This window comes from Pseudomonas sp. NBRC 111140 (assembly GCF_001320885.1).
Classification (GTDB): Bacteria; Pseudomonadota; Gammaproteobacteria; order Pseudomonadales; family Pseudomonadaceae; genus Aquipseudomonas; species Aquipseudomonas putida_P.
Map to the genome: position 1 here is coordinate 23,490 of NZ_BCBQ01000002.1, position 25,679 is coordinate 49,168.

At 61.7% G+C, this 25,679-nt stretch carries 22 protein-coding genes; 14 read left to right on the top strand and 8 right to left on the bottom strand.

Translation table 11 applies throughout. The features are described from left to right. Positions 1–42 precede the first annotated feature (42 nt). The 3 genes from APH42_RS00815 to APH42_RS00825 are packed head-to-tail and all read right to left on the bottom strand — an operon-like array spanning position 43 to position 3,182. Positions 43–822 (bottom strand): transglutaminase family protein, encoded by a 780-nt coding sequence (locus tag APH42_RS00815; protein WP_012272730.1) that lies wholly within the window; start codon positions 820–822, stop codon positions 43–45. Next, positions 819–1,769, bottom strand: coding sequence for an alpha-E domain-containing protein (locus tag APH42_RS00820; protein WP_012272729.1), 951 nt, complete (start codon positions 1,767–1,769; stop codon positions 819–821). The genes APH42_RS00815 and APH42_RS00820 overlap by 4 nt, the downstream gene beginning before the upstream one ends. A 3-nt stretch (positions 1,770–1,772) precedes the next feature. Next, positions 1,773–3,182 carry a circularly permuted type 2 ATP-grasp protein gene (locus tag APH42_RS00825; RefSeq protein WP_012272728.1) on the bottom strand — a complete coding sequence of 470 codons (1,410 nt, stop codon included), beginning with the start codon at positions 3,180–3,182 and terminating at the stop codon, positions 1,773–1,775. A 552-nt stretch (positions 3,183–3,734) separates the two neighbouring features. On the opposite strand from APH42_RS00825, the gene APH42_RS30065 reads away from it, so the two are divergent. Beyond that, positions 3,735–4,298, top strand: a complete 564-nt coding sequence (locus APH42_RS30065; protein WP_012272727.1) for a hypothetical protein — start codon at positions 3,735–3,737, stop codon at positions 4,296–4,298. A 107-nt stretch (positions 4,299–4,405) separates the two neighbouring features. Here APH42_RS30065 and APH42_RS00835 read toward each other — a convergent pair whose 3' ends face one another. Further along, positions 4,406–5,332 carry a LysR family transcriptional regulator gene (locus tag APH42_RS00835; RefSeq protein WP_012272726.1) on the bottom strand — a complete coding sequence of 309 codons (927 nt, stop codon included), beginning with the start codon at positions 5,330–5,332 and terminating at the stop codon, positions 4,406–4,408. A 268-nt stretch (positions 5,333–5,600) separates the two neighbouring features. On the opposite strand from APH42_RS00835, the gene speB reads away from it, so the two are divergent. The 11 genes from speB to lipA all read left to right on the top strand — a co-directional run bounded on the left by speB (position 5,601) and on the right by lipA (position 20,755). Continuing rightward, positions 5,601–6,572, top strand: coding sequence for an agmatinase (speB, locus tag APH42_RS00840; RefSeq protein WP_012272725.1), 972 nt, complete (start codon positions 5,601–5,603; stop codon positions 6,570–6,572). A 15-nt stretch (positions 6,573–6,587) separates the two neighbouring features. Next, positions 6,588–8,096 (top strand): aldehyde dehydrogenase, encoded by a 1,509-nt coding sequence (locus APH42_RS00845; protein WP_012272724.1) that lies wholly within the window; start codon positions 6,588–6,590, stop codon positions 8,094–8,096. Between the two features lie 96 nt (positions 8,097–8,192). Continuing rightward, positions 8,193–8,372, top strand: coding sequence for a hypothetical protein (locus APH42_RS00850; protein WP_012272723.1), 180 nt, complete (start codon positions 8,193–8,195; stop codon positions 8,370–8,372). Next, on the top strand, positions 8,369–9,838 hold the full coding sequence (locus tag APH42_RS00855) for a cytosine permease (protein WP_060492473.1): 1,470 nt from the start codon (positions 8,369–8,371) through the stop codon (positions 9,836–9,838). Before APH42_RS00850 ends, APH42_RS00855 begins: the two co-directional genes overlap by 4 nt. Before the next feature lie 4 nt (positions 9,839–9,842). Next, positions 9,843–11,531 (top strand): choline dehydrogenase, encoded by a 1,689-nt coding sequence (gene betA / locus APH42_RS00860; protein WP_012272721.1) that lies wholly within the window; start codon positions 9,843–9,845, stop codon positions 11,529–11,531. 353 nt (positions 11,532–11,884) lie between these two features. Next, positions 11,885–13,309: a D-serine/D-alanine/glycine transporter gene (cycA, locus tag APH42_RS00865; RefSeq protein WP_123109003.1), complete on the top strand. Its 1,425-nt coding sequence runs from the start codon at positions 11,885–11,887 to the stop codon at positions 13,307–13,309. Positions 13,310–13,403: 94 nt separating this feature from the next. Then, positions 13,404–14,936: a sigma-54-dependent transcriptional regulator gene (locus APH42_RS00870; protein ID WP_012272719.1), complete on the top strand. Its 1,533-nt coding sequence runs from the start codon at positions 13,404–13,406 to the stop codon at positions 14,934–14,936. 260 nt (positions 14,937–15,196) lie between these two features. Next, positions 15,197–15,574: a glycine cleavage system protein GcvH gene (gene gcvH / locus APH42_RS00875; RefSeq protein WP_012272718.1), complete on the top strand. Its 378-nt coding sequence runs from the start codon at positions 15,197–15,199 to the stop codon at positions 15,572–15,574. A 15-nt stretch (positions 15,575–15,589) separates the two neighbouring features. Then, complete coding sequence (gene gcvP, locus APH42_RS00880; RefSeq protein ID WP_060492475.1) at positions 15,590–18,460, top strand: aminomethyl-transferring glycine dehydrogenase; 2,871 nt, start codon at positions 15,590–15,592, stop codon at positions 18,458–18,460. 32 nt (positions 18,461–18,492) lie between these two features. Next, the gene (glyA, locus tag APH42_RS00885) at positions 18,493–19,746 is read left to right on the top strand and encodes a serine hydroxymethyltransferase (RefSeq protein ID WP_012272716.1); all 1,254 of its coding nucleotides are present in this window, start codon (positions 18,493–18,495) and stop codon (positions 19,744–19,746) included. A gap of 34 nt (positions 19,747–19,780) precedes the next feature. Beyond that, positions 19,781–20,755, top strand: a complete 975-nt coding sequence (gene lipA, locus APH42_RS00890; RefSeq protein WP_012272715.1) for a lipoyl synthase — start codon at positions 19,781–19,783, stop codon at positions 20,753–20,755. Between the two features lie 45 nt (positions 20,756–20,800). On the opposite strand, the gene APH42_RS00895 is transcribed toward lipA, so the two are convergent. The 4 genes from APH42_RS00895 to APH42_RS00910 all read right to left on the bottom strand — a co-directional run bounded on the left by APH42_RS00895 (position 20,801) and on the right by APH42_RS00910 (position 24,409). After that, on the bottom strand, positions 20,801–21,730 hold the full coding sequence (locus APH42_RS00895) for a LysR family transcriptional regulator (RefSeq protein WP_012272714.1): 930 nt from the start codon (positions 21,728–21,730) through the stop codon (positions 20,801–20,803). Positions 21,731–21,828: 98 nt separating this feature from the next. Beyond that, positions 21,829–22,338 (bottom strand): flavin reductase family protein, encoded by a 510-nt coding sequence (locus APH42_RS00900; RefSeq protein WP_060492476.1) that lies wholly within the window; start codon positions 22,336–22,338, stop codon positions 21,829–21,831. A gap of 25 nt (positions 22,339–22,363) precedes the next feature. After that, the gene (locus APH42_RS00905; RefSeq protein WP_012272712.1) at positions 22,364–23,398 is read right to left on the bottom strand and encodes a methionine synthase; all 1,035 of its coding nucleotides are present in this window, start codon (positions 23,396–23,398) and stop codon (positions 22,364–22,366) included. Between the two features lie 27 nt (positions 23,399–23,425). Next, positions 23,426–24,409: a DUF1852 domain-containing protein gene (locus APH42_RS00910; protein WP_060492477.1), complete on the bottom strand. Its 984-nt coding sequence runs from the start codon at positions 24,407–24,409 to the stop codon at positions 23,426–23,428. Positions 24,410–24,908: 499 nt separating this feature from the next. On the opposite strand from APH42_RS00910, the gene APH42_RS30070 reads away from it, so the two are divergent. Beyond that, the gene (locus APH42_RS30070; protein ID WP_012272710.1) at positions 24,909–25,049 is read left to right on the top strand and encodes a hypothetical protein; all 141 of its coding nucleotides are present in this window, start codon (positions 24,909–24,911) and stop codon (positions 25,047–25,049) included. A gap of 103 nt (positions 25,050–25,152) precedes the next feature. Then, a complete protein-coding gene (locus tag APH42_RS00915) occupies positions 25,153–25,653 on the top strand; it encodes a peroxiredoxin (protein WP_012272709.1) in 501 nt (166 codons plus the stop codon). The last annotated feature ends 26 nt before the right edge of the window (positions 25,654–25,679 follow it).

Below are 25,679 nucleotides of genomic sequence, written 5' to 3' on the forward strand. Positions count from 1 at the left end.
CTTGCCGCGCTCGCGCGACAAGACCTGCCTGCAGCCAACCTGTCACTGGCGATGAACGTGGACGCTGGCCTGCATCGATTCGACGCCGCCGCCACGGCGCACCCCCCTGACTGGGCAGGCATCGAGGTAGTCCAGGCCAACTGCCAGCTTCAGGTGACGTTCTGGGCGCGTCAGGCGGTTGGTGACGTCGAAGCTGAACCAGGCGTCGTTGATCCACGCTTCGGCCCAGGCGTGGCTGGCCAGATGCTGCTCGTCCTCGGTGCACAGGTAACCGGAAACGTAGCGTGCCGGCACCCCCAGGCTGCGTGCGCAGGCCAGGAAGGCATGGGTGTGGTCCTGGCACACGCCAGCGCCACCCCTGAACGCTTCGATGGCTGTGGTGCCCACCGAGGTGGCCCCAGGGCTGTAGGGCATGTGCTCGGCCAGGCCTTGCATCAGCCCCGTCAATGCCCCCCGGTCGCGATGCTTGCCGCACTGCCGGTTGGCGAAGGCCTTGAGTGTGTCATCGGCTTGAGTCAGTCGGCTGTCACGCAGGAAGGGCAGAGGCGACTGGCTTTCGCCCTCCTGCTCGCAATCCGGGTCGATCTCTACCTGGCCACTGGCAGTCAGTGCAAGGTGCCCGTGGGGTTTGTCCAGGGTCAGCACATGCAGGATGTTGCCGTACGGGTCGATCTGGCTCTTGACCTTGCTGGGAAGGACCAGTTGCCAATCATCGATGCGTTGGCGTTCGCTGCTGCGTGGCGTCAGGCGCAGGAACTGAATGCTGTTGCTGACGTCGCTGGCGTAGCTGTAGGTAGTGTCGTGGCGAATGCACAGTTTCATACAACCTCCAGGTAGGAGTGATGGACCGCCTGGCCCAGTTGGTTGACGCGGCCGATGAAGTCGGTCAACCAGGCGTGCAAGCCTGCGTCGAGGACTTCGTCGATGGCGGTGTAGCGCAGGCGCGCATTGAGTTCGGCGGCCATGCGCTGGGCGGCGCGCCCACTGCTGCCGGGCAGGCCGGCCAGAATCAGGTCCAGCTCCTCGATGCAGGCATGCAGCGAGCGCGGCACGTCCACCCGCAACAACAGCAGCTCGGACACCGGCCGGGCACTGGGCGCCGCGCGATACAGCTCGTTGAAGGCTTCATACGAGGTCAGCGCCCGCAGCAGGGCGCTCCATTGGTAATAACCGCGGGCGGAGCTGTCGCTGACCTCTTCGGAAGCCTCGCCGAACATTTCGTAGCGCGCATCGAGCAGGCGCAGGGTGTTGTCCGCCCGTTCCAGGAAGGTCCCCAGGCGGATGAAACTGTAGGCGTCGTTGCGCATGATGGTGCCGGAGGTCGCGCCACGGAACAGGTGCGAGCGCTCCTTGACCCAGTCGCAGAACTGGCTGATGCCATAGCGGCCAAGGCCATTGCTGGCGATGTTGCGCATTTCGATCCAGGTGGCATTGATGTTCTCCCACATGTCGGCGGTGATCCGGCCGCGCACCGCATGGGCATTGGTCCTGGCGGCCTGCAGGCAGCAATAGATACTGCTGGGGTTGGTCGCGTCGAGGGCGAAGAAGTGCAGCATGCGCTCGGTGTCGAGCTCGGTGTGCCGGCGGATGTAGTCGTCCAGTGTGCCGGAGGCCAACAGCGACATCGCCAGCTCGGCATGGCCGTCGCTGCGCCCAGCCTGTGGCATCAGCGACAGCGAATAGCTGACCTCAAGCATGCGCGCGAGGTTTTCTGCACGTTCCAGGTAGCGGGACATCCAGTACAGGTCCGAAGCGGTTCGCGAAAGCATGGTTCAGTCCTCCACCACCCAGGTGTCCTTGGTACCGCCGCCCTGCGACGAGTTGACCACCAGCGAGCCTTCCTGCAATGCCACGCGGGTCAGGCCGCCGGGCACCAGGCGCGTTTCACTGCCCGATAGCACGAACGGGCGCAGGTCGATGTGGCGCGGTGCGATGCCACTGTCGACGAAGGTCGGGCAGGTTGAAAGGCACAAGGTGGGTTGCGCGATATAGGCGTGCGGGCGGGCTTTGATGCGCGCACGAAAGTCCTCGATCTGGGCTGCAGTCGACGCCGGCCCGACCAACATGCCATAGCCGCCGGAGCCTTGGGTTTCCTTGACCACCAGTTTGGGCAGGTGGGCCAGCACATGGGACAGGTCCGCCGGCTTGCGGCATTGCCAGGTCGGCACGTTGTTGAGGATCGGCTCTTCGCTCAGGTAGAAGCGGATCATGTCGTCGACATACGGGTAGATCGACTTGTCGTCGGCCACGCCCGTGCCCACTGCGTTGGCCAGCACCACATTGCCGGCACGGTACACCGAGATCAGCCCCGGTACGCCCAGTGTCGATTCCGGGTTGAAAGACAGCGGGTCGAGGTAGTCGTCGTCCAGGCGCCGGTAGATCACGTCCACTTGTTGTGGGCCGGCGGTGGTGCGCATGTAGACATGCTCGTCACGCACGAACAGGTCAGCGCCTTCGACCAGCTCGATACCCATTTCCCGGGCCAGAAAGGCATGCTCGAAGTAGGCGCTGTTGAACCGGCCAGGGGTGAGCAGCACGGCAGTGGGGTTGTCCAGTGGGCTGGCGCTCTTGAGTGTGTCCAGCAGCAGGTTGGGGTAGTGGTCGATGGGCGCGATACGCTGCGCGGCAAACAGTTCGGGGAACAGGCGCATCATCATCTTGCGGTCTTCGAGCATGTAGCTGACGCCGCTGGGGGTGCGCAGGTTGTCTTCCAGCACGAAGTAGCTGCCATCGCCGTCCCGCACCAGGTCGACCCCGGCGATATGGGCATACAGCCCACGGTGCAGGTCCAGGCCCTGCATGGCGATCTGGTAGCCCTCGTTGGCCAGTACTTGCTCTGGCGGGATGATGCCGGCCTTGAGGATGCGCTGGTCGTGGTAGATGTCCTGCAGGAACAGGTTCAGCGCCTGCACCCGCTGGATACAGCCACGCTCGACCGTGCGCCATTCGCTGGCGCGGATGCTGCGCGGGATGATATCGAAGGGGATCAGGCGTTCGGTGTCCTGTTTGTCGCCGTACAAGGTGAAGGTGATGCCAGCGCGGTGGAACAGCAGATCGGCCTCGCGCCGGCGCTGCTCCAACAGCTCCAGCGGGGTGTTGGCCAGCCAGCGGGCGAACTCCTGGTAATGCGGGCGGCAACTGCCGTTCGCTTCGTACATTTCATTGAAAAAAGCCCGGGACATACCCACTCCTTGCCGCCGTCGCCGGCAGCTTCATTGCTGTTTTTCTGGGTTCTACAGGGTGCTGCCTTGCTGGGGTCGGTGGGTGCTGTGAGCCTCGGTTGCAAGTGATCGTCTATGCGTCATGCGCACAATTGCCTTTGCAATGAAGGTGCCTAAAGGCCTGTGGCGTTCCGAAATAGAGTGGAACGGGCGCGAAAACAGCAAATAGGTGCTGCTTCAGGTTGCCAGTACACGGCGGTGTTCGCCTCGGCCCCAAACAAGCAACACCTGGCTGGAAGAAGACGTGCATCAAAAAAGGGCACTTTGAATCCGCTTATGGGTTTTGACCCGCGTTGGGGCGTGCAGCGAGCAGGCTGTCCGGTGTCACCTGCGAAGAGGGCGGTATTACTTGCCAGAGCGCTCGGGAGCAAGCTTCGGAGGTAATGGCTTATGGACCTGACACCTGATGGATGGCACTGACGAATACAGCGGTGGCACAATAATGGCGGTCACCTTTGTAGCGTTTGCGCAAGGCTGGCGCTATTTCCAATCTTTCGTTTGCCAGGGACACCCATGCGTCAACCAATAAGAACGCTGAACGCCGAAAACATACACGCCATCAAGAGTGAGTTTGAACAGAGCCTTGATTGCCTGGGGGCGTCAATTCAAGGCAAGCACGGTGTTCAGCTATTGACTTCGATCAAGCGGGATAAGGTGGGGGCCGGCCCCTACCCGCAGGTCACCCTCTTTGAAGCTGCCAACCGAATCATGTCCGACCTGGTGATCCTCAATGGCATCGCTGGCCTGCTTAGAGAAAAAACATTCCCGTTCACCGAATACACGGTGGAGTTTGGAAATGAGGACAAGAACGGCTTCGACATTCGCGCCTCCTCCCCCAGCGAAACGCTGATTGGCGAGGCCTTCAATGTCGCGCCGTCGTTCTTCCAAGGCAAAAAGGCCAGCGCCCTGCGCAAGTTACGTCAAGGCGGCGCTGCCGCACGCTACAAGCTGCTCATGTTCAATTCAGATGCCACGCCTGAACGGTATTCAGCCAAGCATGAACCGGGCACCTTCCACATTGCAGTCGATATTGCCTCCGGCATGATCTCGGTGCGCTGCGCGCCGGTGACAGCGTAAATTCCAACAACGAAAAGATCAGTCCAAAACCTGCTGCACGGTTCGTCAGGAGGATGAGCATTTCAGAGTGACTACGTATTTGCTGAAGACATTGCTCAAAGACATTTCTAGACGGCGTCGAGATGAGAGGCCGTCCTCACGGTACAGGCAGCCAAATCCTCCAGAAAGGCCTGCAGGATAGGCGGGCGCGACACACCGCGCCGGGTAGCCACATCGAAGGGCGAGCTGAGGTCCAGCGTGTTGGCCCCCAGGCGGCGCATTTCGCCGGTCTTGACCCATTGCTCGGCAAAGTGCACGGGCAAAAAGCCGATATAGGCCCCGGAAATGATCAGGATCGCCGCTGCCTCGATGTTCTCCACCGTCGCATCGGCCTTGGTGATGCCCAACTGCTCCAGGTCGTACTGCTGCATGTAGCCGCGCACCACGATACGGCTTTGGCGCACGTCCTCCATCAGTCGGCCGTTGCCCGCATTGCTGGCAAACAGCGGGTGACGCCTGCCGCAGTACAGGCCAAGCGCCTCGTCATAAAGCGGCAGGTAGGACAGCCCGGCGACGCGCAAGGGAAAATGGCCGATTGCCAGGTGCAGCCTGCCGTCCAGCACGCGCTCTTCAAGTTCTGCCGGGGCACCGATGTAGATGTGCAGGTGGGCATCATGCCCACGTGAAACGAAGCGTTGGGTGGTGCGCGGCAGTGGCGAGACGGGGTCGGTCAGGGTGGAGTCGATGATGCCCAGGTTGAGCTTGCCGCTGATGTGCTGCTTGAGCACGTCGGCGTCCAGGCAAAAGCTCTCCACGGCACTGAGCAGGCGCAGGGTTGCCTCATGGATTGCCACCCCTTGCTCGGTCAGGCGAAAGCCACTGCGCCCGCGCTGGCAAAGCCTGACCCCCAGGCGGGTTTCCAGGTGCGACATCTGTTCGCTGATGGTCGACTGCCCGGCATTGAGCGCCGCTTGCGCTGCGGAAAAGCCGCCGCACCGGACGATAGTGGTGAATACCCTGAGCAGCTTCAGGTCGACATCGTGGAGCTGGATCACCGTAGCCTCCCGGCAGAGCCTCACATCGCCAGTGCTGATATGAGCGCCCATGTATTGTTCTTGTTGCGCAAGCTAAACATGAGCGCCTCGCCACTGCAATGCCTGGCATTTTCTGGACTCGCTGCCTGCCAATACTTCGGGCTATGGCGATGTATGTATCTGCACTTGCGCATTTTTCCCCGCCAACCTGGTTGCCATAGTGGCTGCAACGGTGGTCGAGCAGTCGCCCCGTCTCCTGACATAGAACAACACGTGGAGAAAGCAGAACATGGCAAAGCACGGTTACGAGTCTGGCCGCCTGAACCTGCCCTTTGTGGGCCATTGCACGTTCGCCAAGGCGCCGGTATGCACCGACTGGGCGGCAATCGACGCCGATGTGGCGATTTTGGGTGCACCCAACGACATGGGCACCCAGTGGCGTTCGGGTGCGCGTTTTGGGCCGCGCGGCATCCGTGAGGCATCGACCTTGTTTTCCTTCGGCCATGCCGGTGCCTATGACTTCGAAGATGACGCCACCTACCTGACCGAAGACCAGGTGCGCATGGTCGATGTGGGCGACGCCGACATCGTGCACACCGACATGGCCAGCAGTAACGCCAACATCGAGTCGGCCGTGCGGCAGATTCTTGCGGCGGGGGCGATGCCGGTGGTGCTGGGCGGTGACCATTCGGTGCATGCCCCGGTGATCAAGGCGTTCGAAGGCCATGGGCCGATCCACATCGTGCATTTCGACGCCCACCTGGATTTCGTCGACGAGCGCCACGGCGTGCGCTACGGCCACGGCAGCCCGCTGCGCCGCGCATCGGAGCTGGAGCACATCGTTGGCATGACCCAAATGGGCATCCGCAACGTGTCCTCATCCAACCGCGACGACTACGACGCCGCGCGTGACGCCGGTTCGCAGATTCTTTCGGTGCGTGACGTACGTCGGTTGGGCTGCGAGGGCGTGCTGGCGAAAATTCCTGAAGGCCGCAACTACTACATCACCATCGACATCGACGGCTTCGACCCGTCCATCGCCCCGGGCACTGGCACGCCGAGCCATGGCGGATTCTTGTACTACGAAGTGCTGGAGATCATCCAGGCCCTGGCCCGGCGCAGCCATGGCCGCATCGTCGGCATGGACCTGGTCGAAGTGGCCCCGGCCTACGACCCCACCGGCATGACCTCGATCCTGGCCGCACAATTGCTGATGAACAGCATCGGCTTCATCTTCCACGCGCGCGCCAACGCCCGCTGACCCGGAGACTGTACTGTGGACAACAAGGTTAAAGCCTACTTGCAGGCCTTTGGCGTTTCCGAGGCGACCCAGCGTTTTCTCAGCAAGCCGCAGCGCATGTTCATCGGCGGTGCCTGGCTGGAGGCCAGCGACGGAGGTACCGCCGAGGTCATCGAGCCCTCCACCGAAGGGGTACTGACACGCATCCCCATGGGCACCGCAGATGACCTCGACCGTGCCGTGTGCGCCGCGCGCGCGCAGTTCGACGGTGGTGCCTGGCGCCAGCTGAAGCCGCTGGAGCGCGAGCGCCTGATTCATCGCCTGGCCGACTTGATCGAAACCCACGGCGACGAATTGGCGCAGATCGAAGCCATCGACATGGGCAAGTCGGTGGTGCAGGCGCGCGCAGTCGACATCCAGGGCACGGTCGATACCCTACGCTATTTCGCCGGCTGGGCCAGCAAGATCCACGGCCGGACGGTCGAGCCTTCGCTGCCTGGCAACTACCTGGCGTATACCCGCAAGGAGGCAGTGGGGGTGGTCGGCGCCATCGTGCCGTGGAACTTCCCCCTGCAGACCATGGCCTGGAAACTGGGCGCGGCGCTGGCCACCGGCTGCACCGTGGTGGTCAAACCGGCGGAGCTGACCTCGCTGTCGGCGCTGCGCTTTGCCGAGCTGGTACAGGCGGCAGGTATTCCCGATGGCGTGGTGAACATCGTGACCGGGCGCGGCAGCGTGGTCGGCCAGGCGATGTCCAGCCACCCAGGCATCGACAAGCTGAGCTTTACCGGCTCTACCCCAGTGGGGTGTGCGGTGGGCAAGACGGCGATGGACCAGATGAAGCGCCTTACCCTCGAACTGGGTGGCAAGTCACCGGTGATCGTGTTTGCCGACGCGGACATCGAGGCGGCGGCGCAAGCCGTGGCCAATGGGGTGTTCTTCAACTCTGGGCAGGTGTGTGATGCCGGTACCCGTGCGTATGTAGAGCGCAGTGTCTATCCGGCATTTCTCGACGCGTTGGCACGCTACACGGCGACGTTGAAGATTGCCCCAGGGCTTGACCCCGATTGCTTCATCAGCCCGATGGTGTCGCAGCAACAGCAGCGGCGCGTGCTGGACTATATCGCCCTGGGTAAGGCCGAAGGCGCGCAGGTGCACTATGGTGGCGAGCTGCTCGACGGCCCCGGCTTCTACGTGCAGCCGACGATCTTCGCCCATTGCCGCAATGACATGCGCATCGTCAGCGAGGAGATCTTCGGCCCTGTGCTGGTCACTCAGCCGTTCGACAGCCAGGAGGAGGCACTGCAGCTTGCCAACGACTCGCTGTTTGGTCTGGCAGCGGCGATCTACTCCAACGACCTGGGCAAGGTGCATGGGCTGATCCCGCAGCTTCGCGCCGGCACCGTATACGTCAATGCCCACAGTACCCTCGACCCGGCCATGCCGTTCGGTGGCTACAAACAGTCCGGCTACGGCAAGGACCTGGGCGCGGAACAACTGGAGTTTCTGCTGGAGACCAAGGCGGTGTGGATCACCTTGCCCTGAGGTTCAGGGCCGGCCTGCGTCGCTGAGGTTTGGCGAGCGACGCGGGTTCAATCAAGCATCGAATTTCAAGAACAAGAACCTGTAGAGGTGATGCCGATGAACAGCCAAGTGGATGTAGAGCGTGCGCAAGACCTGGAAAGGCGCCTGTGCGCCTATGAGGAACTGGAGAGGAGGGCGCATTGGCCGGGCGCCCTGACGGCGGCAGATGTGGTCGCACTCGCTTTGCTGGTGCTGGTGATGATCGCTGGCGCGTACTACCTGGGAGGCCACCCATGAGTGCTTCCCGTGAGCAGGAGTTTCGCCTGGGTGCGGAACGTGGTGACACCCCCTTGCTGCCCAGTGAGCGGGTGTGGGGTTTTTGGGGCTTTGCCTACGCCAACTCGGCGTTGGCGGTGGCTACCTGGGTGTTCCTGATCGGCGGTGCCACGGCGCTGTTCGTCGGCCCCTTGCAAGGGATTGCGGCGATCATCATCGGCAACATCATCGGCGTGGTCCTGGCAGCCTCGTCCACCTGCCTGCCCTGCGGCAAGTACGGTGTCGAGCAGTTCACCTTCCTGCGCAGCATGTTCGGCCTCAATGGCAGCCGCCTGGTCTACTTCCTCTCGGTGGTGGTGCTGACCATGGGTTGGCTGGCGGTGCTGGGGCTGATGTGCGGGCGGGCGCTGGACAACCTGCAGACCCTGGTGCACCAGGCCCAACCCAGCGGCGACGGTTGGCTGGTGAACGGCGGGGCGTTGCTGGCCATTGTGCTGGCAGCGCTGGTCGCCATGCGCGGGCCAGACATGATCCGCCGCCTGAGTGCGGTGATCGCGCCCAGCCTGATCCTGATCATGCTGGCGCTGATGTACTTCATTTCGCGCCGCTACAGCCTTGACCAGCTGCTGGCCATGCCGCCCTTGCAGCCACCGTTCGAGAACCCGCACGTCAACTTCATGGTCGCGGTGGAAATCAACATTGCCGCGGGCTTTTCCTGGTGGCCCTACATCGGCAACCTGTCGCGCCTGTGCAGCAACCAGCGTACCGCCTTCTGGCCCAACCTGGTGGGCATCTTCGGTGCCGCTTCACTGGGCGAGTCGGTCAGCCTGTTCGCCGCCACCACCCTGGGCAGCAGCGACCCTACCGCCTGGATGCGCCTGGCCGGTGGCATGGGCTTTGGCATCATCGCCCTGAGTTTCCTGGCGCTGGCCAACCTGACCGGCATGGTCAACATCCTCTACACGGCGGTGATCGGCCTGCGTCAGCTGGCCGGGGAACGGCTGCGCAGCATGGGCTGGGGGGTATTGATCTCGCTGTTCTGCATCATCCCGGTGGTGATCGTGGTGCTGCTGCCGGGTATCTACGATGGCTTCTTCATCTTTTTGGTGTGGACCTCCGCACTCAACAGCGCCCTGGCCGGCATTGGCATCGCCGATTACTTCTTCCTTCGCAAGCAGCGCTTGAACCTGCGCCAGCTCTACGCCGAACCAAGCGTGTCACCCCTGCGCTACTGCAAAGGCTTCAACCCCATTGCGCTGGTGGCGCTGGTGGCGGGCTTTGCGATCTATGTGGTGGTGTTCAACCCGCAGACCCTGGCCCATACCGACTTCTTCACCTTCGCCACGGCCTCGCTACCGTCCTGCCTGCTGGCCGGGCTGGTGCAATACGGCTTGACCCGACTGCTGGCCGCGCGCCTGGGTTGGGGCGGCTACCCAAAGCGTAACGACCGCAACATCGAGGCCGTCGGCCTTCGCGTACAGGACTAGAACAATGACCAAGCGATACGACTACATCATCATCGGTGCGGGCTCTGCCGGCTGCGTGTTGGCCAACCGCCTCAGCGAAGACGCCGGTACCTCGGTGCTGGTACTGGAGTTCGGTGGCAGCGACCGCAGCGTGCTGATCCAGATGCCCAGTGCGTTCTCCTTGCCGATGAACACCAAGAAATACAACTGGCACTACGAGACCGTGGCCGAGCCGCATCTGGACAACCGGCGCCTGCATTGCCCTCGGGGCAAGGTGCTGGGCGGCTCGTCGTCGATCAATGGCCTGGTCTACATCCGCGGCCATGCCTGTGATTTCGATGAGTGGGAAAGCCTCGGCGCGAAGAACTGGAGCTACCGCAATTGCCTGCCGTACTTCAAACGTGCCGAGCAGTACAAGTTCGGTGGCGATGACTACCGGGGCGGCGCCGGGCCGCTGTCGACCAACAACGGCAACAATATGCAGAACCCGCTGTATGGTGCCTGGGTCGAGGCGGGCGCCGAAGCCGGCTACATCAAGACCGATGACTGCAACGGTTACATGCAGGAAGGCTTTGGTGCCATGCACATGACGGTGAAGGACGGTGTGCGCTGGTCCACCGCCAATGCCTACCTGCGCCCGGCGATGACCCGGCCGAACCTGACCGTGATCACCCATGCCATGACCCGGCGCATCCTGCTCGATGGCAAGCGGGCGGTGGGCGTGGAATATGACCATGGCGGGCAGACGCACAAGGTCATGTGCAACCGGGAAGTGCTGGTGGCGTCCGGCCCGATCGGCTCACCGCATTTACTGCAGCGCTCTGGCATCGGCCCAGCGGCGGTGCTGAAAAGCGCCGGCATTGAGGTGCGCCACGACCTGCCGGGGGTGGGCGAGAACCTGCAGGACCACTCGGAAATCTACATCCAGTATGCGTGCAAGCAACCGGTGACCCTCAACGGCAAGATGAACCTGCTGGGCAAGGCCATGATCGGCTTGCGCTGGCTGCTGTTCAAGGACGGGCTGGGGGCCAGCAACCACTTCGAAGCCGGCGGTTTCATCCGCTCGTCCAAGGGCTTGCGCTGGCCGGACATCCAGTTCCACTTCCTGCCGGCGGCCATGCGCTACGACGGCGACAAACCGTTCAAAGGCCATGGTTTCATGGTGCTGACCGGGCCCAACAAGCCCAAGAGCCGAGGCCATGTGCGGGCGTTGTCGGCCGACCCGTACCAGCATCCGCAAATCCGCTTCAACTACCTGGAGAGCGAAGAGGACCGCGAAGGTTTCCGTCGGTGCGTACGGCTGACCCGCGAGATCATCGCCCAGCCGGCCATGGACCGCTACCGTGGCGAGGAGCTGGCGCCCGGGCCGCAGGTGCAGACCGACGAAGAAATCGACGCCTTCGTGCGCGCGAACATGGAAAGCACCATGCACCCGTGCGGCTCGTGTCGTATGGGTGAGGATGAGATGGCGGTGGTCGATTCAATGCTGCGCGTGCGTGGATTGCAGGGGCTGCGGGTGATCGACTCGTCGGTGTTCCCGAGCGAGCCCAACGGCAACCTCAACGCGCCGACCATCATGCTGGCCGAGCGCGCAGCCGACCTGGTGCGCGGGCGTCAGCCGCTGGCGCCGGTCGATGTGCCGGTGGGCCTGGTGGGGGGCTGGGAGGAGGAGCAGCGTAGCCGCAAGCCCGTGCGGGAGATGCCTATCCGTTAAATATCCGCTTGATGGGGTCAACGTGGGAGCGGCCAAGGCCGCTTCCACAGAGGCCAGTCGATGATTGTGGAGTGAATACGCTCCATTGGAATGATTTCGATACGTGGCGGGCAAGTGCAGTGCTGCCGATGCCTCCGGCAGTTAAACCGCCTGATTGATACGAATATATGGAGTGACTTCTTTACAGGAAGTACCCGTGCTCTCAATAAACCCCCTCTAACTAGCGCTATTTGCACTTGGCACAGACCTTGCTCCCGACCTTGCACTCGATCGGCGTTGAAAGTTGCTCATCCGGTTTCGAGCGTTGAACTTGTGACGTTATAAAAACAATTAAACTAGCAAGGTACATGACAATGAATAACTTGCCGCACGGTCACTGCCCGCCCGAGGGCGATACTCACGAACTCAAGCGCAACCTGTCCAACCGCCATATCCAGCTGATCGCCATCGGCGGTGCCATTGGCACCGGCCTGTTCATGGGCTCTGGCAAGACCATCAGCCTGGCCGGGCCTTCCATCATCTTTGTCTACATGATCATCGGCTTCATGCTGTTCTTCGTCATGCGGGCAATGGGCGAGCTGTTGCTGTCCAACTTGAATTACAAGTCGTTCATCGATTTTTCCGCCGACCTGTTAGGGCCGTGGGCAGGCTTCTTTACGGGCTGGACTTACTGGTTCTGCTGGATCGTCACCGGTATTGCCGACGTGATTGCGATCTCTGCCTATACCCAATTCTGGTTCCCGGACATGCCGTTGTGGATACCGGCACTGGCGTGCGTTGGCCTGTTGCTCACGCTGAACCTGATGACGGTGAAGATGTTCGGGGAAATGGAGTTTTGGTTTGCCATGATCAAGATCGTGGCTATTTGCGCCCTGGTCTGCACAGGCTTCTACATGGTGGCGGCAGCGTACCAGTCGCCTGCCGGGCATGCGGCCGCGCTGGCCAACCTGTGGAACGACGGGGGGATGTTCCCCCATGGTGCCATGGGTTTCTTCGCTGGCTTCCAGATCGCCGTGTTTGCCTTCGTCGGAATCGAGTTGGTTGGCACAACAGCGGCCGAAACCAAGAACCCTGAGCGCAACCTGCCGCGGGCGATCAATTCGATTCCGGTGCGTATCATCGTTTTCTACGTGCTGGCGCTCATCGCCATCATGGCCGTGACCCCCTGGCGTGAAGTGGTGGCCAACAAGAGCCCCTTTGTCGAGCTGTTCGTGCTGGCCGGTCTGCCTGCCGCCGCTGGCATCATCAACTTTGTGGTGCTGACCTCGGCCATGTCCTCGGCCAACAGCGGGGTGTTCTCCACCAGCCGCATGCTCTATGGCCTGGCGGTGGATGGTGATGCGCCCGGCAAGTTCAGCGCACTGTCCAGCCGTGCCGTGCCTTCCAATGGCCTGATCTTCTCCTGCGTGTGCCTGACCGGTGGGGCATTGGTCATCTACTTGGTGCCGAACATGCTCGATGCCTTCACGCTCATCACCACGGTGTCGGCCCTGCTGTTCATGTTCGTCTGGTCGATCATCCTGCTGTCGTACTTGGCGTACCGCAAGCAGCGTGACCCGTTGCACCAAGCGTCGAAGTACAAGATGCCGGGCGGCACCTTCATGTGCCGGGTGTGCCTGGCGTTCTTCGCCTTCATTCTGGCATTGCTGGCCCTGGAAGCCGATACCCGCATGGCCTTGTACCTGGTACCGGTGTGGTTTGCCGTGCTGGGGCTGGCGTACCGCTCCATTCGGCAGAAGAAACAGGAGACCGCGCAGTTGTCGTTCGACGCCGATTGATCGGCACATTCACGTTTTGCCCAAGGGGGACGGCGCCATTGCGCTGTCCCCCTGTTGTCTTTCTGCCAGGCAGGGCTTTGGATAAGGAACTTTGATGAGAATCCACGTCACTTTCGTCGACCGTGTCGGTATCACTCAGGAAATCCTGTCGCTGCTTGGGGCGCGCAACCTCAACCTGGACGCGGTGGAAATGATTCCGCCCAACGTCTACATCGATGCCCCAACTTTGTCTCCGGCCGTGCTGGATGAGCTGTATGCAGCCCTGTTGGGTGTGGACGGTGTACAGGAGGTGTCGCTGGTCGACTTCCTGCCTGGCCACCGCCGGCGTCTGCAGCTGGAAGCCTTGCTGGCGGCCATGAGTGACCCGGTGCTGGCTGTGGACCCCGCTGGCCATGTGCTTTTGGCCAACCCGACGCTGGTCAGCCTGGTGGGCCGCGAGCCGGCGGGGGAGCCGTTGAACAGATTGTTTGCCGAGCCGAACCTGGCCCGCACCCTGATCGACAAGGGCTTTCGCCTGCCGATGTGCGAGGTGAGCTTTCAGGACCAACCGTTGCTGTTGGAGGCTACGCCCATCAGCGGCGGGGCCGATGGCCTGGTCGGTGGCCTGCTGACCCTGTACCCGGCGAGTCGCATCGGCGAGCGCCTGGCCTCGTTGCTGCATGACAACGCAGACGGGCTGGGCGCGTTGTTGGGGGAGTCGGCGGTGCTGCAGGCGCTCAAGGCACGTTTGCACAAAGTGGCGAGCCTGGAGGCACCCTTGCTGATCCAGGGCGAGACCGGCACCGGCAAGGAGCTGGTGGCCCGCGCTTGCCATGCGCTCAGCGCCCGGCGCGACACGTCTTTCCTGGCGCTGAACTGCGCGGCACTGCCCGAAAGCCTGGCTGAAAGCGAACTGTTCGGCTATGCCGCTGGTGCCTTCACCGGCGCCCAACGTGGCGGCAAGCCAGGCCTGCTGGAACTGGCCGACGGCGGAACGGTGTTTCTCGATGAAGTGGGCGAGATGTCGCCGTACTTGCAGGCCAAGCTGTTGCGCTTTCTCAATGACGGCAGTTTTCGCCGGGTAGGGGGCGGCAACGAAGTGCGGGTGAATGTGCGCGTGGTCTGTGCCACCCACCGCAATCTGGAGAGCATGGTGATGGAGGGCAGTTTTCGCGAAGACCTGTACTACCGGCTGAACGTGCTCAACCTGAAGGTGCCGCCGCTGCGTGAGCGGGGCAAGGACATCCTGCTGCTGGCCGAACACTTTCTGCGCCAGGCCTGTGCGCAGATACAGCGTGCGCCATGCCGTCTGGCGTTGGCGACCCATCCGCTGCTGCTGGGCAATCGCTGGTCAGGTAACGTGCGCCAGTTGCAGAACGTGATTTTCCGCGCTGCGGCGATCAGCGAAGGTGAGGTGATCGATTGCGATGACCTGGAGCTGGCCGGTACCGCGTTGAGCAGTCAGCAGGCTGACGGGGCCGAAATCATCAGCCTGGAAGCCGCCGTTCAGGCCTTTGAAAAGTCCTTGCTTGAAAAGTTGTACGAGAGCTACCCCTCGACTCGGCAGTTGGCCGTGCGTCTGCAGACGTCTCACACTGCCATCGGCCAGCGCCTGCGCAAGTACGGGATCGCCAGCCGGGCTTTGTAACCGGCTCGGTGCGAATGCGCTCCGCTGGAGCGATAGCGCTCCGTTTGCCTGTGAGGCGCGCATTCAATGGGCGGCCCCAAAAGAAGCAGGCAGAGGGCTCAGGCAGTGGAGCGAATACGCTCCGCTGCAGGGGGGCGAAAACACTACGATACGTCTATAAGCACCTGATAAATATAAATAAATACTGATTGGCATTGCTCTTGCTCTGGTATCCGGCAGCCCCGCGAAGGGGCCTACCCAATAACAAGAGAGGACAATCCATGAGCACTCTGCGTTTTACCCCCGAACACGAATGGCTGCGCCTGGAGGCGACTGGCGAGTTGACCGTCGGTATTACCAGTTATGCCCAGGCGGCCTTGGGGGACGTGGTGTACGTACAGCTGCCGGAGCCGGGTGCGTATGGCGAGGGCAATGAAGTCGCGGTGCTCGAGTCGGTGAAGGCCGCCAGCAACATCACCATGCCTTTGACCGGCACCGTGGTGGCCGTCAACCAGGCGCTGGCCGACGACCCAGAGCTGGTCAACGCCTCGCCAATGCAGGACGGCTGGTTCTTCCGCATCCAGGCCAGCAACCCTGGCGACCTCGATAGCCTGATGGACCAGGACGGCTATGACCGTTTCCTGGCCGAAAACGCCTGAGCCGGGGTGGCAGCCATGAACAAACCGCGCATCCCGCTGGGCACCGATAATGAGTTCGTCGCCCGCCACATTGGCCCGCGCGAAGACGATATCGCGGCCATGTTGGCGCTGACCGGCCATGAATCGCTCGACGCGCTGATCGACAGCGTCATCCCTGCCAGCATCAAGGGCAGCAATGTGCTCGAGCTGACCCCAGGGCTGGGCGAAGCAGAGGCCTTGGCCGCGCTCAAGGCCGTTGCTGCCAACAACCAGCTGTACCGCAACCATATCGGCCAGGGTTATTACCCCTGCCATACCCCGGCACCGATCTTGCGCAACCTGCTGGAAAACCCGGCCTGGTACACCGCGTATACGCCCTATCAGCCAGAAATCTCCCAAGGGCGCCTGGAAGCGCTGCTGAACTTTCAGACCCTGGTCAGCGACCTGAGCGGGATGGAAATCGCCAACGCCTCATTGCTCGATGAAGCCACGGCTGCCGCCGAGGCCATGACCTTCTGCAAGCGCCTGGCAAAAAACAAGGCCCCGGCGTTTTTTGCTTCCCATCATTGCCACCCGCAAACCCTGGATGTGTTGCGTACCCGTGCCCAGCCACTGGGGATCGACGTGGTCATCGGTGACGAGGCGGCCCTGGATGGCCAGCCGCTCGACGGCTATTTCGGCCTGCTGCTGCAGTACCCGGCCAGTACCGGCGAAATTGTCGATCATCGTGCCTTGATCCAGCGCGCCCATGCCGATGGCGCACGGGTTTCGGTGTGCGCAGACCTGCTGGCACTGACGTTGCTGACCCCGCCGGGAGCGCTGGGTGCCGACGTGGTCATCGGCAGCGCCCAGCGCTTCGGTGTGCCGCTGGGTTTCGGCGGCCCGCATGCGGCCTATTTTGCAACCCGTGACGCGTTCAAGCGCGACATGCCTGGCCGGCTGGTCGGGGTATCCATCGACCGCTTCGGCAAGCCGGCATTGCGCCTGGCCATGCAAACCCGCGAGCAACACATCCGCCGCGAGAAGGCCACCAGCAACATCTGCACCGCGCAGGTACTGCTGGCCAACATCGCCAGCATGTATGCGGTGTATCACGGCCCTCAGGGCTTGAGCCAGATCGCCCGGCGTGTGCATCGCCTGACCACGATCCTGGTGCAGGGGCTGCGTCAGCTTGGGCATCGTGTGGAGCAGGCGCATTTCTTCGACACCTTTACCGTGGTGACTGCAGGGCCAGTGGCCGATGTGCTTGCCGCGGCTAAAAGCGCAAGACTGAACCTGCGTCCGATCGACTCGGTGCGGGTCGGCCTTTCACTGGATGAAACCTGTGAGCAAGACAGCGTCGAGGCGCTGTGGCAGGTGTTTGCGGTGGCCGGGCAAACGCTGCCGGATTACGCCGCCCTGGCGGCCGACGGCACTGACTGCCTGCCGCTGGCGTTGCTGCGCGCTACGCCATTCCTGCAACACCCGGTGTTCAACCGTTACCACTCGGAAACCGAGCTGATGCGCTACCTGCGGCGCCTGGGTGACAAAGACCTGGCCCTGGACCGCAGCATGATTGCCTTGGGGTCGTGCACCATGAAGCTCAATGCGGCCAGCGAGATGATCCCGATCACCTGGCCCGAGTTCGCCGCCCTGCACCCGTTCGCCCCGGCCGAGCAAGCGCTGGGCTACCGCCAGTTGACCGATGAGCTCGAAGCCATGCTGTGTGCGGCCACCGGTTATGACGCCATGTCGCTGCAACCCAACGCAGGGTCCCAGGGCGAGTACGCTGGCCTGCTGGCCATTCGCGCCTACCACGCCAGCCGTGGCCAGGCGGGGCGCGATGTGTGCCTGATTCCATCGTCAGCCCATGGCACCAACCCGGCCACCGCGCAGATGGCCGGCATGCGGGTGGTGGTGGTCAACTGCGACGCGCGTGGCAACGTCGATATCGACGACCTGCAGCGCAAGGCCGAGCAGCACACAGACACGCTGGCGGCCTTGATGATTACCTATCCCTCGACCCACGGCGTGTTCGAAGACGGCATCACGCGCATCTGCGACATCATTCATGCACACGGCGGCCAGGTTTACCTGGATGGCGCCAACATGAATGCCATGGTTGGCCTGTGTGCACCGGGCAAATTCGGTGGCGACGTGTCGCACCTGAACCTGCACAAGACCTTTTGTATTCCCCATGGGGGCGGTGGCCCTGGGGTTGGTCCGATCGGGGTCAAGGCGCATCTGGCACCGTTCCTGCCGGGGCATGGCCATTTGCAGAAGCAGCAGGGCGCGGTCAGTGCGGCGCCGTATGGCAGCGCCAGTATCCTGCCGATCACCTGGATGTACATCCGCATGATGGGCGGGGCAGGGCTCAAGCGTGCCTCGCAGCTGGCGATCCTGAGTGCCAACTACATTGCCCGGCGCCTGGAGGAGCATTACCCGGTGCTGTACACCGGCGACAACGGCCTGGTGGCCCACGAATGCATCCTCGACCTGCGCCCGCTCAAGGACAGCAGCGGCATTGGCGTCGAGGACGTAGCCAAACGGCTGATCGATTTTGGTTTCCATGCCCCGACCATGTCGTTTCCGGTAGCCGGCACGCTGATGGTCGAACCGACCGAGAGCGAGTCGAAAGAGGAGCTGGACCGCTTCTGCGCCGCGATGATCTGCATCCGCGAAGAAATCCGTGCGGTGGAAAACGGCACGCTGGACGCACTCGACAACCCCTTGAAGAACGCCCCGCATATCGCCAGCGAGCTGGCGGGCGAATGGCCGCACCGCTATAGCCGGGAGCTGGCGGTGTACCCGCTTGCCGACCTGCGCGAAAGCAAATACTGGCCGCCCGTGGGGCGCGTGGACAACGTCTACGGCGACCGCAACCTGGCCTGCGCCTGCCCGCCGCTGTCGAGTTATCAAGACGCCTGAACTTGCCGATCTAACCAAAAGGAATCACCCCCATGTTCCATAAAAGCCTGACCCTGTCTGACTTCGACCCTGCGCTGTCCGAGGCCATTCGCCGCGAAGTGCAACGCCAGGAAGACCACATCGAGCTGATCGCCTCGGAAAACTACACCAGCCCGCAGGTGATGCAGGCACAAGGTACCGAGCTGACCAACAAGTACGCCGAAGGCTACCCAGGCAAGCGCTATTACGGTGGCTGCGAGCATGTCGACGTGGTCGAGCAACTGGCCATCGAGCGTGCCAGGCAACTGTTCGGCGCGGGTTACGCCAACGTCCAGCCGCACTCAGGCTCGCAGGCCAACGCCGCGGTCTACCTGGCCTTGCTGCAGGCCGGGGATACCCTGCTGGGCATGAGCCTGGCGCACGGCGGCCACTTGACCCACGGCGCCAAGGTGTCGGCTTCGGGCAAGCTGTACAACGCTGTGCAATACGGCATCGATGCCAACGGCTTGATCGACTACGACGAGGTTGAGCGCCTGGCCGTCGAGCACCAGCCGAAGATGATCGTGGCAGGCTTCTCGGCCTATTCGAAAACCCTCGACTTCCCGCGTTTCCGGCAGATCGCCGACAAGGTCGGGGCCTACCTGTTCGTTGACATGGCCCACGTCGCCGGCTTGGTGGCGGCAGGCCTGTACCCCAATCCGCTGCCTTATGCCGATGTGGTCACCACCACCACCCACAAGACCCTGCGCGGGCCACGGGGTGGCTTGATTCTGGCCAAGGCGGACCCGGAGCTTGAGAAAAAGCTCAATTCGGCGGTGTTCCCAGGCGGGCAGGGTGGGCCGCTGATGCATGTGATCGCAGCCAAGGCGGTGTGCTTCAAGGAAGCCCTGGAACCTGGTTTCAAGGACTACCAGCGCCAGGTCGTCAACAACGCACAGGCCATGGCGCAAGTCTTCATGCAGCGGGGCTTCGATGTGGTTTCCGGGGGCACCGACAACCACCTGTTCCTGCTTAGCCTGATCCGCCAGGGCATCACCGGCAAGGACGCCGACGCCGCGCTGGGCCGGGCGCACATCACGGTGAACAAGAACGCCGTGCCTAATGACCCACAGTCGCCGTTCGTGACGTCGGGCCTGCGCATTGGCACCCCGGCGGTAACGACCCGTGGTTTCAAGGAAGCGGAATGCCGGGCCCTGGCGACCTGGATCTGCGACATCCTCGACCACCTTGGTGATGCCGATGTCGAGGCCCATGTGGCGGGGCAGGTGGGCGAACTGTGCAAGTTGTTCCCGGTTTATCCGGCCTGAGCCCAACACCTGAATCGCAGGCCAGGAGCCAGCCATGTCAACCGAACAACTGCAACACAGCCCACCGCGTCCCCAGCCGCTGCAGGCCGGGGTGAAACTGCGCGGTGCCGAGAAGGTGGCGCGTATCCCGGTGAAAATCCTCCCCACCGAAGATGTACCCCGCAAACCCGACTGGATCCGCGTGGCGATTCCCACTACACCGGAGGTGGCGCGGGTCAAGGCCCTGCTGCGCAAGCACAAGTTGCACAGCGTGTGCGAGGAAGCCGCCTGCCCGAACCTGGGCGAGTGCTTTTCTGGCGGTACGGCGACGTTCATGATCATGGGCGACATCTGCACCCGGCGTTGTCCGTTCTGCGATGTCGGCCATGGTCGGCCCAAGCCGCTCGACGTCGACGAGCCGAAGAACCTGGCCATCGCCATTGCTGACCTGCGCTTGAAATACGTGGTCATCACCTCGGTAGACCGCGACGACCTGCGTGACGGTGGTGCCCAGCACTTTGTCGATTGCCTGCGCGAGATCCGCGCATTGTCGCCGGGCATCCAACTGGAAACCCTGGTGCCGGATTACCGTGGGCGCATGGACGTGGCGCTGGCGATCACCGAGCAGCAACCACCGGATGTGTTCAACCACAACCTCGAGACCGTGCCACGCTTGTACAAGGCGGCACGTCCGGGCTCGGACTTCGAGTGGTCGCTGGACCTGCTGGAGCGCTTCAAGCAACGTGTACCCACGGTGCCGACCAAGTCAGGGCTTATGCTTGGCCTGGGCGAAACCGATGCCGAGGTGCTCGAAGTGATGCAGCGCCTGCGCGAGCATCAGGTCGACATGTTGACCTTGGGGCAGTACCTGCAACCTTCGCGCAGTCATTTGCCGGTGCAGCGCTTCGTCCACCCGGACACGTTCGCCTGGTTTGCCGAGCAAGCGTTGGCGATGGGTTTCAGGAATGTAGCTTCCGGGCCATTGGTGCGCTCGTCCTACCATGCGGACCGACAGGCGCAGGCTGTGTAAGCGTGGGTTGGGCAGCGGGGGATGAAACGGCTGCCCAACTTTCTTTCAGAGGACCGGGCCTGAAGCCACGCTGACACCCGCCAGCGTGGTGAAGGAGATGTCCTTGGCCGTGAGCAGAAAATCACTCACGTAGGGTACTTCCAGCATGTCGCTGCGCAGCGCTGCGTAGAGGTTTGCCTGCAAGCCGTGTTCGCCGAGGCGCTTGGCGGTGACATAGCCGCGTGAGCTGTACTCATGCACTGCCCAGTTGGGCAGGCAGCAAACGCCGCGCCCGGAGGCCACCAGTTGCATCATCATCACGGTCAGTTCAGAGGTGCGCACCTGTGCGGGTTCGACGTCGGCGGGGTCGAGGAAGCGGGTGAAGATGTCCAGGCGGCTGCGTTCGATCGGGTAGGTGATCAGTGTCTGGCTGGCGATATCGGCGGGCTCAAGGTAAGGCTTGTGGCGCATGACGTGATGGTTGTCGATGGCCAGCAGCGCCTCGTAGCCGAACAACGGCACGTAGCTGATACCCGGCAGGGTCACCGGGTCGGAGGTCACCACCAGGTCCAGGTCCCCGCGCTCCAGGGCCGGCAGCGGCGCGAAGGAAAAACCGGAGGCGAGGTCCAGCTCTACCTCTGGCCAGGCGCCACGGAACTCATCCACCGAAGGCATCAGCCACTGGTAGCAGCTGTGGCATTCGATGGCGATGTGCAAGCGCCCGGCGGAGCCCCCGGCCAGTTTGCCCAGGTCCCGTTCGGTGCTGCGAATCTGCGGCAGTACCTGATCGGCCAACTGCAGCAGCTTCAGCCCGGCACTGGTGAAGCGCACCGGCCTGGATTTGCGCACGAACAACGGCATGCCGATGCGCTCCTCCATATCGCGGAACTGGTGCGACAGGGCTGATTGGGTCAGGTGCAGGCGCTCGGCGGCCTCGTGCAGGCTGTCGGTTTCACGCAGCGCGTGGAGGGTTCGCAGGTGGCGTAAATCGATCATGGGTAAATTACGGATCCACTCGCTAGAGGTGGGTTTCCCTCATTATCGAGTGGTCCTGACAATCCCTTTTAGTGGGTTTCCGTGAGTAGGGCTGAGGCTCAAGCCGCGTGGTGCGCGGCGAGGTTGCAATATTGCCCCTTGAAATACAGCAGCGGCTGCGCAGCAGCACCTGCCTGCAGGTTCAGCGCTTTTACTTCGCCAATCACGATCAGGTGATCCCCGGCGGTGTGCTCGGCGTGAATTTCGCAATCGAGCCAGTGCAGGCAGCCGGCAATGATCGGGTTACCCAGCGGCGACACCTGCCATTGGACGCCGTGCCACTTGTCGGCGCCTCGCTGTGCAAACCGGTTGGAAATGCCGGCCTGTTCACCCGACAGGATATTGACCATGAAGCGGCCAGCCTGGCGAATTCTTGGGTAGCTGGCCGAACTGGACATCACACTGAATGACACCAGCGGCGGGCTCATCGACACGCTGTAGAACGACTGGCAGGTGAAGCCGATCGGCTCACCGTCATGGTGCGATGAAATCACCGTGATGCCAGATGCGTAGTGCCCGAGTGCCTGGCGAAAAGCCGATGGCTCGATAGCCTTACCGGTAAGCAACATAGTAGGTCCTGTGGCTGCGTTTGCTTCAGCGTGCGTTAGCGAGTTCCTGGCGGACGATGGCCGCGCCTGCACTCAACGCTTTGAGCTTGCCGCTGGCAACCTGGCGCGGTAGCGGCGCCATGCCGCAGTTGGTGCAAGGGTAGAGCTTGTCGGCGTCGACGAACTGCAGTGCCTTGCGCAGGGTGGCAGCGACCTGCTCGGGTGTTTCAATGGTAGGGGTGGCCACATCAATGGCACCGACCATGACTTTCTTCCCGCGAATCAGCTCGATCAGGTCCATCGGCACATGCGAGTTATGGCACTCCAGCGAAATGATATCGATGCTGGACTGTTGCAGCTTGGGGAAGGCTTGTTCATATTGCCGCCATTCGGCGCCCAAGGTCTTTTTCCAGTCGGTATTGGCTTTGATGCCATAGCCATAGCAGATATGAACGGCCGTTTCGCACTTCAGGCCTTCAATGGCCCTTTCCAATGCGGCCACGCCCCACTCATTCACGTCGTCAAAGAAAACATTGAAGGCGGGTTCGTCGAACTGGATGATGTCAACGCCCGCGGCCTCCAGTTCCCTGGCTTCCTGGTTGAGAATCTTGGCGAACTCCCAGGCCAGCTTCTCACGGCTTTTATAATGGCTGTCATACAGCGTATCGATCATGGTCATGGGGCCGGGCAGCGCCCACTTTATCGGCTGTGTGGTTTGCTGGCGCAAGAACTTGGCATCGTCGACAAAAACCGGTTTTTGCCGAGCGACTGCACCCACCACTGTAGGAACGCTCGCATCGTAGCGGTCACGGATTCTAACGGTTTCACGTTGCTCGAAATCAACACCACTGAGGTGCTCGATAAACGTGGTGACAAAGTGCTGACGGGTTTGCTCACCATCACTGACGATGTCGATACCGGCGTGTTGTTGTTCTTGCAACGCCAGGCGCAAGGCATCCTGCTTGCCTTCGCTCAGTTGTTCGTCTTGCAACTTCCAGGGTGACCAGAGGGTTTCGGGTTGGGCCAGCCAGGAGGGTTTAGGCAGGCTGCCGGCAGTGGAAGTGGGGAGCAATGTGTTCATGAACAGTGACCTTGTACTTTGAATTAATCAACGGGCGTATTGCGCGGACCATTGTTCCAGCGTGGCCTGGTAGGGTTTGACAAATTGCGCTTCGGCAAATTTGCCCTGCTCGATCGCCAGGCGACCGCGCTCTTCCCGGTCGTAGACAATGCGCGTGAGTGAGTAGTCCTGGTGCTTCAGGCTGGGCTGGTAGGCATGGCCCGCAGCGGAGTTGGCGTTGTAGATCTCGGGTCGGTAGATCTTCTGGAAGGTGTCCATGGTGCTGATGGTGCTGATCAACTCAAGGTTGGTGTAGTCAGCCAGCAAGTCACCGGCAAAATAGAACGCCAACGGCGCGACACTGTTCGGCGGCATGAAATAGCGCACCTTCAAGCCCATCTTGTTGAAGTACTCATCCGTCAGGGAGTATTCATCCTGCTGATACTCGATACCCAGCACGGGGTGCTGGTTTTCGGTCCGATGGTAGGTTTTGCTGCTCGAGACGCTCAGGCAGATAACCGGTGGTTTGTTGAAGTGCTCCTTGTAGGTTTGCGAGTTGACGAAGCACTTGAACAGGTTGCCATGCAGTTCGCCAAAGTTGTCAGGCGTGCTGAAGGCTGGCCGATGCTTGTTGTGTTCGAGCAGCAGCACGCTGAAGTCGTAGTCACGCACGTACGAGGAAAAGTTGTTACCTACCATGCCCGCCAGGCGGGTGTTGGTTTTGCGGTCGACAATATGAGTTTTCAATATTTCGATCAACGGCAGTGCATGGCCGTGCCGCTCGGCTTCAATGTTCAATTCGACCGATATGATTTCCAGTTCGACGTGATATCGATTACTTTCAGGGTTATCCCAATGCGCCAGTGCATTGAAACGGTTGTCAATCATGGCCAACGTGTTGCGCAGGTTTTCCTGGCGGTTCGCACCCCGCGCCAAATTGGCGAAGTTGGTCGTGATGCGGGTGTTTTCGGCAGGGTGATAATGTTCGTCGAAGGCGATGCGTTTGACGGTAAATTCAGGTTCAATATTCATCTTGGGCGCTGTCCTGTTGCCTGAGGTCGATCGACTCGGTCATTTCCCGGGGCCTTCACTCAGGCGTCTTAATGTTGTCCTTGATTAAGACGTATTTTAGGCAGCCCCCTTGCATGAAGGGTATTGAAGATATTTCACAGATTTTTTAGTGCTGTTCATGATGCGTTCTACGATTCGGCCTGTTGGGTGTCAGGGCTGAGGACCGAATTGTCCAGCAAGGGCACTGCTTGCAGGGTTGATGAGGCGGTTTTTGGGCCAGGCGGCTGTGCGTGATAGGGCCACAGAAGTTGTCACACACATTGGAGGGATTTACAGTTGGCATGAATATCTCATGCCAATCGCAAGCCATACGATTATCCAGGGTTATCAACCACCCTCCATGGATGAAGAACAAAAGGGGGCTTACATGAGTTGTCTGATCTGCGCAGGGCAGGCGGAATCCGTCGAGTGTGCCCACGGGTGGGAAGAGCGGTGTTGTTCCCGATGCGGATGTTACCGAATGTCCCAGGCGCTCATTCTGGTCATGATGGAAGAGGGGCAGATCTTCGATACCGAGCGCATGCGCGAATGGCTGGTCGCGCAGCGCGGTCAGGTGTCGGTTCCTGCCATCGATCATGCTCAGGCGATACTGTTCCCCTGAGCCGCCGGGTAACTGACGGGCGTTGGCGCGAGCACTGTGTACCTGGCGTGGCGCACTGCGGCATCATATCTCGCTCGGCCATCACCCTAATCAGGAAACAGCGATGATCAAAATTGGCGATCAACTGCCCGACGTTACCCTTTACCAATACAACACTGACGCAGGCGCCTGCGCGATCGGCCCGAATGCCTTTTCCATTCGCGAGCGTTGCAAGCAGAAAAAGGTACTGATCTTCGCATTGCCGGGCGCGTTCACACCGACCTGTTCTGAACGTCATGTTCCCGGTTATGTCGCTGAAGCACCTGCGCTGTTCGCGGCTGGCATCGACGAAATTCTCTGTGTCTCTGTGAACGATGCCTTTGTCATGAATGCCTGGGGCAATAGCCTGCAGGTGGGTGACGCGGTCAAGATGATCGGCGATGGCAATGGCGAATTCAGCGAGGCGCTGGGCCTGATCCAGGACCTTTCGGCGCGCGGTATGGGGCGTCGTTCACAGCGCTATGCCATGTTGGTCGACGACCTGGTGGTCAAGCACATCGCGGTGGAAGCCCCCGGCAAGTTCGAAGTCAGTGATGCCGCCAGCATGCTGGCTGCGCTGCGCTAGTTTCACGCTTCAGGCCTTGCCGGCAT

Coding starts and splice junctions, on each gene's coding strand:
- APH42_RS00815 (WP_012272730.1), bottom strand. CDS start 822: ATGAAACTGTGCATTCGCCACGACACTACCTACAGCTACGCCAGCGAC.
- APH42_RS00820 (WP_012272729.1), bottom strand. CDS start 1,769: ATGCTTTCGCGAACCGCTTCGGACCTGTACTGGATGTCCCGCTACCTG.
- APH42_RS00825 (WP_012272728.1), bottom strand. CDS start 3,182: ATGTCCCGGGCTTTTTTCAATGAAATGTACGAAGCGAACGGCAGTTGC.
- APH42_RS30065 (WP_012272727.1), top strand. CDS start 3,735: ATGCGTCAACCAATAAGAACGCTGAACGCCGAAAACATACACGCCATC.
- speB (WP_012272725.1), top strand. CDS start 5,601: ATGGCAAAGCACGGTTACGAGTCTGGCCGCCTGAACCTGCCCTTTGTG.
- APH42_RS00850 (WP_012272723.1), top strand. CDS start 8,193: ATGAACAGCCAAGTGGATGTAGAGCGTGCGCAAGACCTGGAAAGGCGC.
- APH42_RS00855 (WP_060492473.1), top strand. CDS start 8,369: ATGAGTGCTTCCCGTGAGCAGGAGTTTCGCCTGGGTGCGGAACGTGGT.
- betA (WP_012272721.1), top strand. CDS start 9,843: ATGACCAAGCGATACGACTACATCATCATCGGTGCGGGCTCTGCCGGC.
- cycA (WP_123109003.1), top strand. CDS start 11,885: ATGAATAACTTGCCGCACGGTCACTGCCCGCCCGAGGGCGATACTCAC.
- APH42_RS00870 (WP_012272719.1), top strand. CDS start 13,404: ATGAGAATCCACGTCACTTTCGTCGACCGTGTCGGTATCACTCAGGAA.
- gcvH (WP_012272718.1), top strand. CDS start 15,197: ATGAGCACTCTGCGTTTTACCCCCGAACACGAATGGCTGCGCCTGGAG.
- gcvP (WP_060492475.1), top strand. CDS start 15,590: ATGAACAAACCGCGCATCCCGCTGGGCACCGATAATGAGTTCGTCGCC.
- glyA (WP_012272716.1), top strand. CDS start 18,493: ATGTTCCATAAAAGCCTGACCCTGTCTGACTTCGACCCTGCGCTGTCC.
- lipA (WP_012272715.1), top strand. CDS start 19,781: ATGTCAACCGAACAACTGCAACACAGCCCACCGCGTCCCCAGCCGCTG.
- APH42_RS00895 (WP_012272714.1), bottom strand. CDS start 21,730: ATGATCGATTTACGCCACCTGCGAACCCTCCACGCGCTGCGTGAAACC.
- APH42_RS00900 (WP_060492476.1), bottom strand. CDS start 22,338: ATGTTGCTTACCGGTAAGGCTATCGAGCCATCGGCTTTTCGCCAGGCA.
- APH42_RS00905 (WP_012272712.1), bottom strand. CDS start 23,398: ATGAACACATTGCTCCCCACTTCCACTGCCGGCAGCCTGCCTAAACCC.
- APH42_RS00910 (WP_060492477.1), bottom strand. CDS start 24,409: ATGAATATTGAACCTGAATTTACCGTCAAACGCATCGCCTTCGACGAA.
- APH42_RS30070 (WP_012272710.1), top strand. CDS start 24,909: ATGTCCCAGGCGCTCATTCTGGTCATGATGGAAGAGGGGCAGATCTTC.
- APH42_RS00915 (WP_012272709.1), top strand. CDS start 25,153: ATGATCAAAATTGGCGATCAACTGCCCGACGTTACCCTTTACCAATAC.